This window comes from Acidibrevibacterium sp., assembly GCF_049965395.1.
Taxonomy (GTDB): Bacteria; Pseudomonadota; Alphaproteobacteria; order Acetobacterales; family Acetobacteraceae; genus Acidibrevibacterium; species Acidibrevibacterium fodinaquatile.
Map to the genome: position 1 here is coordinate 1 of NZ_JBMFWJ010000068.1, position 11,514 is coordinate 11,514.

Here is an 11,514-nt window from a genome sequence, read left to right on the forward strand (position 1 = left end):
ATCATAGACCGAGAGGCCGGAGGCGAAGCGCGCGCTGCGCGAGGTCGGCAGCACGCTCTACGGCACCACTCTCGGTGGCGGCAGCGGCGGGGACGGCACGGTGTTTTCGCTCAACCCAACGACCGGGGCGCTCGCGACGCTTGTGAACTTCACCGGCAGCAACGGCGCCGCTTCCTTCGGCGGCCTCATCGATGTCGGCGGCACGCTCTACGGCACCACCGCGGGCGGCGGGAGCGCCGATGACGGCACGGTGTTTTCCTTGACCCTCCCGCCCGCCGCGAACGTGCCCGAGCCGGCTTCGATCGCCCTCCTCGGCGCCGGGCTTGCCGGGCTCGGGCTCGCGCGCCGTCGGGCGCGCGGGTAGCGAATTACCTGCGGCGGTGTTTTTTTTCCGCGCCGAGTGCGTTGTCGCCGAGCGCAGGGGCATCAGCGGGGGGTGAGCCGCTAAGGACGCCACTGCGCCGGCTTTGCCACCCTCTCGTAAACGGCCGTTTTCGAGAGGATGGCGAGCGGGGTGAGGGTGTGACCGAAGATCGCGGCGTCGCGGTTCTCGAAATCCTTTCTTGAAATAGATTTCTCAAATCCTTACCCTCTCACGGGTTTCGATAAACCGCGCGGAGGGCGGCAGGGATGGCGGCGACGACGATCGATCTTGCGGAGGCCCGCAGCGCGCGGCGCGCTCAGAGCGCTCTTCAGGCAGCCGTGGCGGCGGCCGAGGCAACCACCGGGGAGCGCTACCGGCTGACCGGCGACGGGCTGCTGCGCCTTCGCCCTGGTGGGTTTCCCGAGCTGGTTTGCGGCCGCATCGACGTGCTCGGCAACGCTTACGACCCCGAGGCGCGCGCCTCGGGGATGCTGGTCCGGTTCCTTGACCGAAACCGCGACGAGGTCCGCCTGGTGGTGCCGCACCGCGTCTTGCGCCGGTCTCCCTTCGATCTCACTCGGCTGCTCGCCCGGCGCGGCTTTTCCGTGTGCCCAAACCGAGCCGCCGCGCGAGCGGTGAAAGCCTATCTGGCGGCGTTCGGCGAGCTAGAAAGCGATCCGTCGGAGCGCGCATGCTAATCGGCTATGCGCGGGTTTCGACGCAGGATCAAAATCTCGATCTCCAACGCGCGGCGCTGGCGCAAGCCGGGTGCGAGCGGGTCGTCGAAGATAAGGCCAGCGGCACCCGCGAGGATCGCCCCGGTCTTGCCAGCGCCTTGGACCTTCTGCGCGCCGGCGACACGCTGGTGGTCTGGAAGCTCGACCGCCTCGGCCGCAGCGTCTCGCAGCTCGTCAGGGTGACGCTTCAGTTACGTGATCGGGGCGTGCATTTCCGCAGCCTGACCGAGGCGATCGACACCAGCACCGCGGCGGGCCGGTTCTTCTTTCATGTCATGGCGAGCCTCGCCGAGATGGAACGCGAGATGATCGTCGAGCGCACCCGCGCCGGGCTCGCGACGGCGCGCGCCGCCGGCCGCGTTGGCGGCCGCAAGCGCAAGATGACGCCGAGCAAGATGGACGCCGCGCGCACGCTGCTCGGGTCTGGCGTGCGGCCGCGGGAAGTCGCAAAAAACCTCGGCGTGTCCTTGCCGACGCTTTATCGCTGGCTGCCCGCCTCTTCGACGTGATCGAGGCCATCGCGTCGGTCGTCAGATAGACAACGCCAAAGCAAGATTTTCCGAGAATCCCGGCATCAGGCGGCTTGCCTGTCGGTTCGCGGAGATTGGCCTCCGGCATTGTGGTCTGAAACCCGATCGGCTCTTGAGAAACGCGCACCCGCCTGTTACATGTAACAAAGCGGAGGGTCATTCCATGGCGCAATCGGGTGTCGGGTCACGCGTTGCGGCGTATCGGGCGCAGTTGCGTGCCCGTGGCTTGCGGCCGATTCAAATCTGGGTGCCAGACACGCGGGCGCCCGGCTTCGCCGCGGAAGCAAGCCGGCAATCGCGTTTGGTGGATAGTGACAGCGAGTTTGCCGAGGTGATGGATTTCCTCGAGGAAGTCGCGGTTTTCGACGAGGACGAACCCAAGGCGCTTGATGCACCGCGGTGACGTCGTTCTAATCGCCGATCGCGCCGGGGGTGACTACGGCGGCAAGCCTCGGCCAGCGGTCATCGTTCAATCCGATGTGTTCGATGGCACCCATTCGCTCGTCGTTTGCCCTCTGACGACAGAGGCGCGTGATGCGCCTCTGCTGCGCGTCGCGGTTCAGCCAAGCCCAACGCTGCGATTGGCGGCGCCGAGCTGGGTGATGGTCGAGAAAATCACCAGCGTTCGCCGCGACCGCGCGCGCGCGATACTGGGTCGATTGTCGGGGCCGGAGATGGTCGCGCTCGGCCAGAGCCTCGCGGTGCTGCTTGGCTTCGGGTGAGCGATGCCGGAGCGCGCTGGGGCAATCTCGCCGGCGCGCTATGGTGCGAAGCGGGGCGCGGAAGAAGAGCACGCTCTCCCTGCAAGCCGATCACTCGGGGGCATCCGAGAAAAGCTTCGGGAGAACCATATAGAGGCGTTGCGGGTCATACCCCGGCACGCGCACGGTCCCGCCAGGTTTGCGATCTTTGTCGATGCCAATGAGGCCGCGCTCGGCCAACACCTGAAGCGAGCGTCGATAGTCGAGGCCTTCCAGCGCCTCGCGCATGCCCGGCGCGGTGAGGTAGTAGCGCCAGGATGCGCCGCCATCGTCGTTGCGCATCCAGCGCCGCCAGCCGGCGCGATGATGGACCTGCACCTTGTCTCCGCGCAGGTCCTCCGGCGCCTCGAATTCCGCTTGCGCGCCGCGCGGCTCGGACCATTCCTCGAAGCGCGCTTTGCCGTGTGTCTGGCAGAAGGCGCGGAGACGCGAAATCGCGTCTTCGTCCTCGCGGCTGCCGGCAAACCCGCGCCCGTCGAGCCATGCGAGAAAGCATTTATGCGCGGCCTCTTGCGCCGCCCGCGCGCCCCAGCCGGTGAGGGCGGCCTCCGTTGCCAGGCTCCCGGCAATGGCAACCAATGCGAAGCGGCGCGCCGCGGTCGCGACCTGCGCCCCCACGTTCGGGACGTCTCCCAGCCAGGTCGCGGCAAGCGCGCTTGCGTCGTCCGCCAAGCCCGGACCATAGGCGGGATCGTCGCGGAGCCGCTCGATCAAATAGGCTGCGAACGCCGGCCCGGCTTGCCCGTGGTTTTCCACGGCGCCGCGGACGAGAGCGGCGGCAAAAGCCGCGAGTGAGGGCGCCCCGTGCAGGGTCTCGAACGCGCCAATTTCCCGGTCGGCGACCGCGTCGAGATCGAGCAGGCGAATTTCCTGGCCGGCGCGGGTGCCCTTGGCCGCCTCCTCCATTTTGTCGGCAAGGCCGATTTCCCCTGACGACAGGGACATGACGCGGAAATAAAGCGTCTCGCGCAAGCCGCCGCCGCGGCTGCCGCGCGCGCGACCCTGGCCGGAGGAGAGAAAATAGACCACGTCGCCGACGTCTCGCCCGTCAGCCGCGCCGAGCTCGTCGAGCGGCAAAAACGTGTCGGAGTGCATGGCGGCGATTTCCTCGAGACCGACCGAGGTCGCGCGCCAGGTGCGCATGAAGCTCGTGCGGCGCCCGGCGCCGGGATATCCCCACACCGAGGCGGCAGCGCGGAGACATGTGGTTTTACCGCTTTTTGCGTGACCGCGGAGATGGACGATGCCGCCATCTTCGCCAACCAGGTCGAGCAGAAGTCCGGCAAAGGCGCACGAAATCGACAAGGTGAGGCGAGAATTACCGACGGCGAGCGCCGCGACATGGTCGCGCCAAGCTTCGAGCGTGCCGGCCGTGGCGAAGGGCGAGACGCCGCTCAAACGCGACTGATGGACCACGCGCCTTTCCCCCTCGCCGGCGACGAAGTCCGGCAGCACGAATAGCCGGGCGTTATCGATAAGGTGCCAGCCGCTTTGCGCAACGATAAAAGCACGCTTCACCGATTGGATCGAGAAAAGATACTCCGCCAGCGCGTTCGCCGCCGCGCGGCCGGGGCGAATGCTAAAGCCGAGCCGCGCCAATGCGCGGGTGAGCTCGAGGCTTTCGCCAGTGAATGCGTCGCGGCCGGCAACGTATTGCACCTCGCGCATGTCGCGGTCACGAAAAGCGGTGAGGAGACCCCAAGCTTTGCTCGCCGGCTCCGTGGTCTCTCCCAGAACGTCGAAATGGTCGCAGATTCTTTCAGGAAACTTTCCGGGCACATTTTTATAGAGGCCGTCCGCGGTCATCGTGAAGCGCGCGGCGCTGCGCGCCTCTGCGTCGGCGGCCGCCGCGGGGTCGGCGACGGGCGCCGCTTCCATCGCGTGCCGCACCCCGGCTTTTGCGCTGCGGCGTTTCCTCGCTTCGGTGATGCTGATCGCGTCTTCGCTCATGGACTTTTGCTTTCTTGCAAGCAGTCGTTGAAATCTTTGCCGACGGGCGAGCGCGCGATACGCACCTCGCGGCCTTGTTCGATGAAGGTCTGTGCCGCGCAGCGCAGCAGTTTTTGCGCGCCCGGCGCAACGTCATTATCCGCCGCGATGATGATGCGCGTGATCGCCGCGGGGAGCGCCACCGCGCACAGATTCCCGAGGCTTACCGCGCAGAGAACACGGAGTTCAGGGCAGGCGATGGCAATGCTCAGGCAGGTTTCGAGCCCCTCGCCGATCACCGCCGCATCGCCGTCCGGCGCCGCGCGCAGTGGCTTGCCGGAGGCGCCGCGCTGAAGCGGAACGACGCCCCCGGCGAGCGAGCCGAGGCTTCGTTTCGGGCTCGCGAGCCGCGCCTTTGTCCACACGCCGGGCCGCGTTTCCTGAAGATAGGTGCGATGAATTCCGCAGAATTCGCCCCCGCGAATGACGGCGGCGACGAGCGCCGGAAGACGCGCGCCCGCCTCCGGGCACCAGAGGCCGGGGTGAAAACGCAACGCGCGCGGCGCCCGCGCCAGGTCCGCGAGGTCGATGCCGCGCGCCGCAAGATAGGCCTCCGCCGGGGTGCCAGCGAGCGAGCCGCGCGCCGCGAGCCAGAGTTTCAGCGCAAGCCGGCGCCGCGCCTCGGCGTCGTCGGAGGGGGGCACCCGGCGCGGCGCCGCGGGCTCTCGCGGGGGCCGGATATCGGCGCCGGTGCCGAGCCAGCCATGCGCCCATGCGATCGCCTCGCGCGTGTCGCATCGGCGCACGGCGCGAATAAGATCGAGCGCGTCGCCGTCTTGGCCGGAGGCGAAATCATGCCAACGGCCCGCCCGCGCGCCAACAAGGTGTATCGCGCAGGATTGCCCGGGCTCGCCGTCGGGGCTTCCGATCCGCGCGAGGCGCCCTTCGCGCCGCGCGCCCGGAAGAAGATCGGCGACGAGTTCCGGCATGCGGCCGGCGAGCAGGCCGGAAATCTCCCCGGCCGAAGGTGCGCGCGTCGCCATAGTTATCAGGTCGCGATAGGTCCGGGACCAGGGCGATAAATCCACTCCGGCTCCGCTTCGCCGCGCGCCGCAATGCCGGGAATGCGCAGACCGCGCGCGATATCGCCGCTGACGAAGCCGGGCGTCTGCAGGGCAGCGCCGGCGCCAACCGCGAGCCCTTGCTCCCAATAAGGACTCTGCGCGGGCGCGCTCGGCTTTAGAGGGAGCGACATGTCGACGCCAAGCGCCTCAAGCGCAAAGCCGTCGCGCGCCATTTGTTTCTGAAGGGCAAAGAGTTCCATCGTTTCCCGATCGTAACTTCTGACGTCATCGGCGAGCGCGGCGAGCATTTCCCGACGAGCGAGAATGCGCTCGGCGGCTGCCTGGCGCTTGGCCACCGCCCGCGCCGCACGCTCGCGGAAACCGGCGCGCTTTTCTTCCTCCTCCCGCTCGCGCGCGGGGATCGCGGCCTCGAAATCAGCAATCAAAAGCGAGTAAGCTTCAAGAAACGCACGCCAGAGGCCGAGTTTTTCGTCGATCGCCGGAATCGCGCGGGCGGCGCCGCTGCGCAGGCAAGAGAGGCGTTCGGCCTCCAGGCGATCGACGCGTTCGCGCAAGACCGGGAGCCGCGCGGCGGCGACGGGAATCGCCTCGCGCATCTCCGATCCGAATTTGGCTCGCCGCAGGCCGCGCAGCTCCGCCGCGAGCTCGTCGGGCAGCCGCGATTCTCTCAGTCGTTCTTCGTCGGCGAGCGCCATTCGCGCCCCTCGATTTTGTGATTGGGCCCGGGCGCCATCACCGGCCGCCGGCGGAGGGGCAGCGACCTTCGCGGGCGCCGTCGGGGAGAGGGGGGCCTTCGCAGCCGGCGCCGGGTTGCCGTGCCGGACGGTGTCAGATACTGGCGTAAAAGACATTTTGGAGGTTCCTTGGCGGTGATAAGGAAAAAGGGTCCGAAGCCGGGGCCGCGCCAGGGCGGCGAGCGGAGATCGGGCAGCGACGGCAGGCGGGGAGCGGGCGGCAAGGCATTGGCCCTCTTCCCTCATGCCGGGTCTTCGGCTTTCGGAGCCGGCACGAGGTCTCCGTTGCTGTCCAAGCCCGCGAGGCCCTCATCCAACACCGCGCAGGCACGCTCGGCGGTCTCGGCCTCCGCGATGGCGTCGTCGATCGCGAGGAGAATTTCCCGATGAAGGGACACGAGCAGGGCTCGCAGGGTGCGCAGCGCGTCGACGACGGCGGGGACAGGCGCCCAAACCTTTCCGCGCCGCGCGCCAGGGCGGCGCCAATGCGCATCGAGCCGGCGCCAGAGCTCGGAATAAGCCGGCGCGACTGCCCCCAACGCGGGCCCAAGCGCCGCGATGATCGCCGGGATGCCAGGGGCCGCCCCGTTGCTGTAGAGGAGATTCGGGCGCGAGAGGCGGTCGTCGCCGAGCCAATCGACGAGGCCCGGCGCGAAATGCCCGCAATCGCTGCAGAGTTCCCCGAGCAAGCTCGGGTCGCCGTCGCCAGGGTGGTGATAGGCGGGCAGCGCGCTCATGCCGCATGCTCCTCGACAACGCCGACGCGGCGGCCGCGGAGAAAGGCTTTGCAATCGCCGTAACGATACCCGACACGTCTCGCAGACAATAAAATATAGGGGCAGCCGGTGCCGGCCAGCCGCTCGCGGTGATTGATACGGTCCGAGACGCCGCGCATGGCGGCAAATTCAGGGCTCGAAAGGATCGCCTCGTCGCCGAAGAGGGCGATCCGCTCGGCGAGGGAACGCGCAAAATTCGGGTCATGCGCCTCGGGCGTTGGACGGTGAGCCTCCGTAGCCGGGCGTCGAAGAGTGGAAGAGTTCATTCCGGGAATCTCCTGAGCGCGGGATTGCGCCGACAGGAGATTGACGCGGGGAACAGGACGATTGCCAGTCTCGTAATTCTTTAAACGAATTACGAGAATTCGGAGACGCGCAGGCATCGCCCCGCTACGCTCCGCATTCCTTGCGTCGAAGCTTTTTGAATCGCGCCCAAACTGTTTTTTTGTCTGGCGAATTGTTATGCTCGTCTTTCATATGGTCGCGCGCAAATTTTTGCATCTCGGCATGGACCTGCGACTCATTATATTCCGGGCGTTCCTGGCGAAGATTTACGAAATGCTCCTCGAAGGGCTGCCAGTTCCACTTCGGGAGCCGGCCGCCTGTTTTCTGGACGGCCCCCGAGGACGGCTCAGCACCGGCGACGAGTGCGGTGCGCGAAGGGGGCTCGGGCGGGCGCACGAGAATACCAGGCTCGGCGTCCCAGCGGTCAACGTCGCCGAGGCAGCCGCCGGGCGCGAAGTCTTCGGCGGGGAGGGGGGCGGAAGCCCCGTCGCGAAAGGCGAGCAGGGTGCCGCGCCGCAGCCGCTCGCGCAGCGCCACGCGCAGCGCCGTCAGCGCGGCTTCCTCGGCGCCGTCGCGGCCGTTATCGCGGAGGCAACGGCGCTCGATCGCGCGGAGAACAAGCTCCAAAGGGCTCGGCGGCAGCATCACCTCGCGGGCGCCTGGCATTCGCGCCACGAGCCTTTGAATCTTGAAAGGATCCGCGGCCTGCTCAGCGTAAGCAATCGCTGCCTGATCCGGCGGCACGCCCTCGGGATCGAAAACGGTCGCTTGGAAATATAACGCTCCGCCGCCTTCGACGGCGCCAAGCCCAAGATTCCCCCCCGCCGACTTAAGGTGTGCCGCGACATGCGGCGCGATCCAACGCCACGGCGCTTCGATCGTGCCGGGTCGCCCGAACACGCGCAGGCGCCGGTTTTTGAGCCGCTCGCGCACGCTTGCCCGCGCCCGTTGCTCGCACGCCGCCACGTCAGTTTGCGCCGCTTCCCACGCCGGTAAAAAAGGGTTCGGCCCGTGACCCGGCGGCAATGGGCTTGACCATGCGGGGTGGAAGGGTTCTGCCCCCTCAAAGGGGGTGGTCCGGCGGTAGCGCGCGGCGAGATATCTCTCCTCCGCGCGCTCCCGCGCCCGCTCCCACTCGGCACGGGGTCGGTCCGCGCGCTGGGCTTTCACGCGCGCGCACACCCATTCGCGCCATGCCTCAGGCTCAGCGAGGGCGAGGTCTGTGAACGCGCGGGCGAACGGAACGCCGTGCGCCCCCGCGTCCGCGAAATCGGCAAGTTCTTCGAATTCCACCGTGCCCTCACGCACACAACCCCACGGGGAGAAGGCCGGGGTGGCGGCCGGGCGTGAGGTCCCGGCTTGCGGCGGCCAAACCTTGCCACCCCGGTAGGCATCTCCGCGCCCGAATCGGGACGCGCCCTCTGAGCGGGGAAAGAGACTGCCATTGCGCTCGATCTCGCACAATGCCGCGTTGCCCGGCGCGCCTCGTCTCCCGCCGGCGTCAGCCGAGGGCGCGGCGCGTGCCGGCCGCGCGAAGAAGAGCGCCGCGAGAGCGCCCGCCGCGCCGACGGCGCCGGGCCTCTCGCGCGAAACCGCGCCCATGGTCAGAAATTCGCGCCGCGTTCTTCCGCCGAAAGCGTCGCGCCGAGCCGCCCCCGCCATTCCACCATTTCAGTGAGAACCGGGCTCAGCGCCGCCGGCGGCAGGACATTGTTTTCCAGCGAGAGTTGCAGGGCAGCGAGCACCGCGACCCAGCCGCACAGCGCGCGATAGAGAATCTCGAACTCGATCGGCTCGCCGTCGTTCGCCGCGGCGAGGCCAGCAGCCGGCGCGGCGCCTTCGCCGACGCCGTCGCCTTGCGCCGAGGCCTCAGGGTTCACCGTCTCCGCCAGAATCCGCGCCATGACCGCGATCATCGGCTTCAGCGTGGGGAGCCCAGGGGCGGCGGCAAAAACCCGCTCGAGCACCGGCGCGCTTTCCTCCACCACCTGGCATATCCGCTTGCCGGCCGTGGCGGTGGTTGGGGCGATGGCGGCGGCCTCGATCTTCGCCCCAAGGCCGGCGAGCGTGTGCGCCGGCGCGGCGAGGATTTGCGCGATCACCGTCGCCTCTTCGGCGGCAAGCGGCGCCGCGTCCGCGCCAGCGGGAAGGCCTCCGCGATCAGCGCGAAGACGCTCCCAACGCACGCGGAGATCAAACAACGCGGCGTCCGGGAAAGCGAAAAGATCGGGAGATGGCACGCACGCGGGGGGCGTGCTAAGGGCGTCAACAGCCTGCGACATGGAACTCTCTCCTGTCCGGGTTAGGCCGGGCGCTGGTGTTTCCGCACCACGCTCGGCCGCTCGCTGTCTGGCGAGCGCGGCGAGGCTGGGTCTCTTCGCGCCGCTTGTCAACAAAAAAACTTGACACGCCCCGCGCCGCGCGCTTGGCGCCCGGGAAAAGCGGCGCGAACCGCCCGCGCCACGCGCACGCAATCCCGAAAACGCCCTCAGCCTCGGCGAGGCGCCTCGGTCTCGGGCGCGGTGGCTGCGGCGACGCGGAGGACATGCGCGGCCCAGATTTCCATCGCCGCCTCGCGTTCGGGCAAAAACTGGTGGCGCTGATAAACCTCGGCGATCGTCGTCGCCTTGCGCTGTTCGACGTGGTTGAGGATGCGGTCGGCGACGGTAGGGCTGATCCCGAGGCGCGCCATCATCGTCACCCCGGTGCGGCGGAGATCGTGAAAGCGCCAATCGGGCGCCGGCGTCTCGGCCAGCGGCAAGCCGCGCCGCTGCGCCCGCTCGGCCCGGATTTGCGCGAGCAGCCGCTCCTTCGCATCCGAAAAGCCGGAGATCGGGCGCGCCGCGCTGCCGCCCGCCGCGCGGGCGCCGAGGCGGCTCCGCGTCGCCGGGAAGACAAGCGGGCTTCCGGCGCCACGCGGCAGCCGGCGCAGCACCTCGCGCGCCGCCTCGACCAGATGGACGAGATGCGCCTCGCTGTTCTTCGCCCGCGCCGCGGGGAGGGTCCAGACCGAGAAATCCGGCGCCAGCTCGTCCCAGCGCATGCCGGCGAGCTCGCTTCGGCGCTGCAAGGTGAGGATCAGCAATTGCACGAACGGCCCGAAGGGAGGCGCCAGCGCCAGCGCCGCGCGCCAGGCTTCGCCAAGCTCGGCATCCGTCAAGACGCGCTGGCGGCTCTCTTCCGTCCCGCGATTGACGCGCTCGAAGGGATTGCCGGCCGCTTTGAGGTCACGCTCGTTGAGCGCCCAATTGAACGCGGCGCGGGCGGCGCTCACCGCGCGGCGCGTGCCGATCGGGGCGCCAGGCGCATGCGCCTGCACGATCTCGCGGACCTGCGCGCGCACCAGGGAGGAAGCCGCGCGCGGGAGCAGCTCGGCGAAAAAGCGCCGGATCGACGCCGGCGCCTCGTCCCGATAGCGCAGGCTGGCGCGCGTCAGGGCCTCGGCGCGCCAGTCATCCACCAGGCGGCCGAAGGTGTAGAGGCGTTGTTTCGGCGCGCTGGCGCGGGCGGTGTTCGGGCTCCGGCCGTCGCGGACGAGGCCGCGGGCGCGCTCGGCTTCGGCGCGGGCCCAAGCCGCCGTGACCACCACGGGCGCCCCGTCCACGATCCGCGTCTCCATATGCCGCCCGATCGCATAGCGCTCGCGCCGGCCGCCGCGGCCGCCGAGCTGGTATTGCAGCAGGAAGGTTTTCACGCCCGAAGCCATCACGCGCACCCCGAAACCCGGGATCCGGTCGTCGAAAACCAGGCAATCACGCTTGCCCGGCGGGCATTTGAGTGCCTTCACGGCGGTATCGGTCAGCCGGATTTGGCCCGCTTTGGTCATGGTCGCTGCCACATTTCGAGCCGTTCGGGCGCCAAATCTCCCCTTGGGCATGCCGTAAGTATTTGGAATTGCTTGTGTAACGCGTGTAACGCGATGTTATTCGATGTGATCCGTTTCGAAATGCCCACAAAAAGGGCATAAAAATGTGATGGATCAATGGGATAAATATATGTGTAATGTTGTAATACACACATAGTGTATATTATACCTTTCCCGCGTTCACGCGCGCATCCGCCTTCGGCGCGCGCCAGACTTCACCCGAGTTTCGGCCATCAGATGGTCGCCGCGGACCAACGGCGGACCAACCGGCGAGGAGATTAGCGGCATCTGGTGGCGTTTGGAGTCCGCGCGCGGCACTTCCACCCCATTGGCGTCGAAGGCTTCTGGCAACTGCGGTCCGCTCCCGTCCCCCGGCGTCTCCTAGACCTTCCCGACTACGGATCTGGGGGTTAGGAGTTCGAATCTCTTCGGGCGCGCCATAAAATCA

The 11,514-nt window shown here is 68.2% G+C and carries 13 protein-coding genes; 6 read left to right on the forward strand and 7 right to left on the reverse strand.

The features are described 5' to 3' along the window. The first annotated feature begins 34 nt into the window (after positions 1–34). From ACP5M5_RS13625 to ACP5M5_RS13645, 5 genes are all read left to right on the forward strand, one after another. On the forward strand, positions 35–364 hold the full coding sequence (locus tag ACP5M5_RS13625; RefSeq protein ID WP_427938252.1) for a choice-of-anchor tandem repeat GloVer-containing protein: 330 nt from the start codon (positions 35–37) through the stop codon (positions 362–364). A gap of 266 nt (positions 365–630) precedes the next feature. Further along, on the forward strand, positions 631–1,062 hold the full coding sequence (locus ACP5M5_RS13630; protein WP_427938229.1) for a hypothetical protein: 432 nt from the start codon (positions 631–633) through the stop codon (positions 1,060–1,062). Continuing rightward, complete coding sequence (locus tag ACP5M5_RS13635; RefSeq protein WP_427938231.1) at positions 1,056–1,610, forward strand: recombinase family protein; 555 nt, start codon at positions 1,056–1,058, stop codon at positions 1,608–1,610. Before ACP5M5_RS13630 ends, ACP5M5_RS13635 begins: the two co-directional genes overlap by 7 nt. A gap of 184 nt (positions 1,611–1,794) precedes the next feature. Then, positions 1,795–2,034: an antitoxin MazE family protein gene (locus tag ACP5M5_RS13640; RefSeq protein WP_427938233.1), complete on the forward strand. Its 240-nt coding sequence runs from the start codon at positions 1,795–1,797 to the stop codon at positions 2,032–2,034. Beyond that, a complete protein-coding gene (locus ACP5M5_RS13645) occupies positions 2,021–2,353 on the forward strand; it encodes a type II toxin-antitoxin system PemK/MazF family toxin (RefSeq protein ID WP_427938235.1) in 333 nt (110 codons plus the stop codon). Before ACP5M5_RS13640 ends, ACP5M5_RS13645 begins: the two co-directional genes overlap by 14 nt. A gap of 90 nt (positions 2,354–2,443) precedes the next feature. On the opposite strand, the gene ACP5M5_RS13650 is transcribed toward ACP5M5_RS13645, so the two are convergent. From ACP5M5_RS13650 to ACP5M5_RS13670, 5 genes are all read right to left on the reverse strand, one after another. Beyond that, the gene (locus ACP5M5_RS13650) at positions 2,444–4,342 is read right to left on the reverse strand and encodes a DUF927 domain-containing protein (RefSeq protein WP_427938236.1); all 1,899 of its coding nucleotides are present in this window, start codon (positions 4,340–4,342) and stop codon (positions 2,444–2,446) included. Further along, complete coding sequence (locus tag ACP5M5_RS13655; protein ID WP_427938238.1) at positions 4,339–5,364, reverse strand: DUF7146 domain-containing protein; 1,026 nt, start codon at positions 5,362–5,364, stop codon at positions 4,339–4,341. The genes ACP5M5_RS13650 and ACP5M5_RS13655 overlap by 4 nt, the downstream gene beginning before the upstream one ends. A 5-nt stretch (positions 5,365–5,369) precedes the next feature. After that, positions 5,370–6,002 (reverse strand): hypothetical protein, encoded by a 633-nt coding sequence (locus tag ACP5M5_RS13660; RefSeq protein ID WP_427938240.1) that lies wholly within the window; start codon positions 6,000–6,002, stop codon positions 5,370–5,372. A gap of 380 nt (positions 6,003–6,382) precedes the next feature. After that, positions 6,383–6,877, reverse strand: coding sequence for a hypothetical protein (locus ACP5M5_RS13665; RefSeq protein ID WP_427938241.1), 495 nt, complete (start codon positions 6,875–6,877; stop codon positions 6,383–6,385). Further along, entirely contained in the window at positions 6,874–7,299 is a 426-nt protein-coding gene (locus ACP5M5_RS13670; RefSeq protein WP_427938243.1) for a hypothetical protein, read from the reverse strand. Before ACP5M5_RS13670 ends, ACP5M5_RS13665 begins: the two co-directional genes overlap by 4 nt. 79 nt (positions 7,300–7,378) lie before the next feature. Here ACP5M5_RS13670 and ACP5M5_RS13675 point away from each other — a divergent pair, with 79 nt between their 5' ends. After that, complete coding sequence (locus ACP5M5_RS13675; RefSeq protein WP_427938245.1) at positions 7,379–7,981, forward strand: hypothetical protein; 603 nt, start codon at positions 7,379–7,381, stop codon at positions 7,979–7,981. An 824-nt stretch (positions 7,982–8,805) separates the two neighbouring features. On the opposite strand, the gene ACP5M5_RS13680 is transcribed toward ACP5M5_RS13675, so the two are convergent. Further along, positions 8,806–9,483, reverse strand: a complete 678-nt coding sequence (locus ACP5M5_RS13680; RefSeq protein ID WP_427938246.1) for a hypothetical protein — start codon at positions 9,481–9,483, stop codon at positions 8,806–8,808. Between the two features lie 206 nt (positions 9,484–9,689). After that, positions 9,690–11,027 (reverse strand): site-specific integrase, encoded by a 1,338-nt coding sequence (locus ACP5M5_RS13685; protein WP_427938249.1) that lies wholly within the window; start codon positions 11,025–11,027, stop codon positions 9,690–9,692. Positions 11,028–11,514 lie beyond the last annotated feature (487 nt).

Coding starts and splice junctions, on each gene's coding strand:
- ACP5M5_RS13630 (WP_427938229.1), top strand. CDS start 631: ATGGCGGCGACGACGATCGATCTTGCGGAGGCCCGCAGCGCGCGGCGC.
- ACP5M5_RS13635 (WP_427938231.1), top strand. CDS start 1,056: ATGCTAATCGGCTATGCGCGGGTTTCGACGCAGGATCAAAATCTCGAT.
- ACP5M5_RS13640 (WP_427938233.1), top strand. CDS start 1,795: ATGGCGCAATCGGGTGTCGGGTCACGCGTTGCGGCGTATCGGGCGCAG.
- ACP5M5_RS13645 (WP_427938235.1), top strand. CDS start 2,021: ATGCACCGCGGTGACGTCGTTCTAATCGCCGATCGCGCCGGGGGTGAC.
- ACP5M5_RS13650 (WP_427938236.1), bottom strand. CDS start 4,342: ATGAGCGAAGACGCGATCAGCATCACCGAAGCGAGGAAACGCCGCAGC.
- ACP5M5_RS13655 (WP_427938238.1), bottom strand. CDS start 5,364: ATGGCGACGCGCGCACCTTCGGCCGGGGAGATTTCCGGCCTGCTCGCC.
- ACP5M5_RS13660 (WP_427938240.1), bottom strand. CDS start 6,002: ATGCGCGAGGCGATTCCCGTCGCCGCCGCGCGGCTCCCGGTCTTGCGC.
- ACP5M5_RS13665 (WP_427938241.1), bottom strand. CDS start 6,877: ATGAGCGCGCTGCCCGCCTATCACCACCCTGGCGACGGCGACCCGAGC.
- ACP5M5_RS13670 (WP_427938243.1), bottom strand. CDS start 7,299: ATGCCTGCGCGTCTCCGAATTCTCGTAATTCGTTTAAAGAATTACGAG.
- ACP5M5_RS13675 (WP_427938245.1), top strand. CDS start 7,379: ATGCTCGTCTTTCATATGGTCGCGCGCAAATTTTTGCATCTCGGCATG.
- ACP5M5_RS13680 (WP_427938246.1), bottom strand. CDS start 9,483: ATGTCGCAGGCTGTTGACGCCCTTAGCACGCCCCCCGCGTGCGTGCCA.
- ACP5M5_RS13685 (WP_427938249.1), bottom strand. CDS start 11,027: ATGACCAAAGCGGGCCAAATCCGGCTGACCGATACCGCCGTGAAGGCA.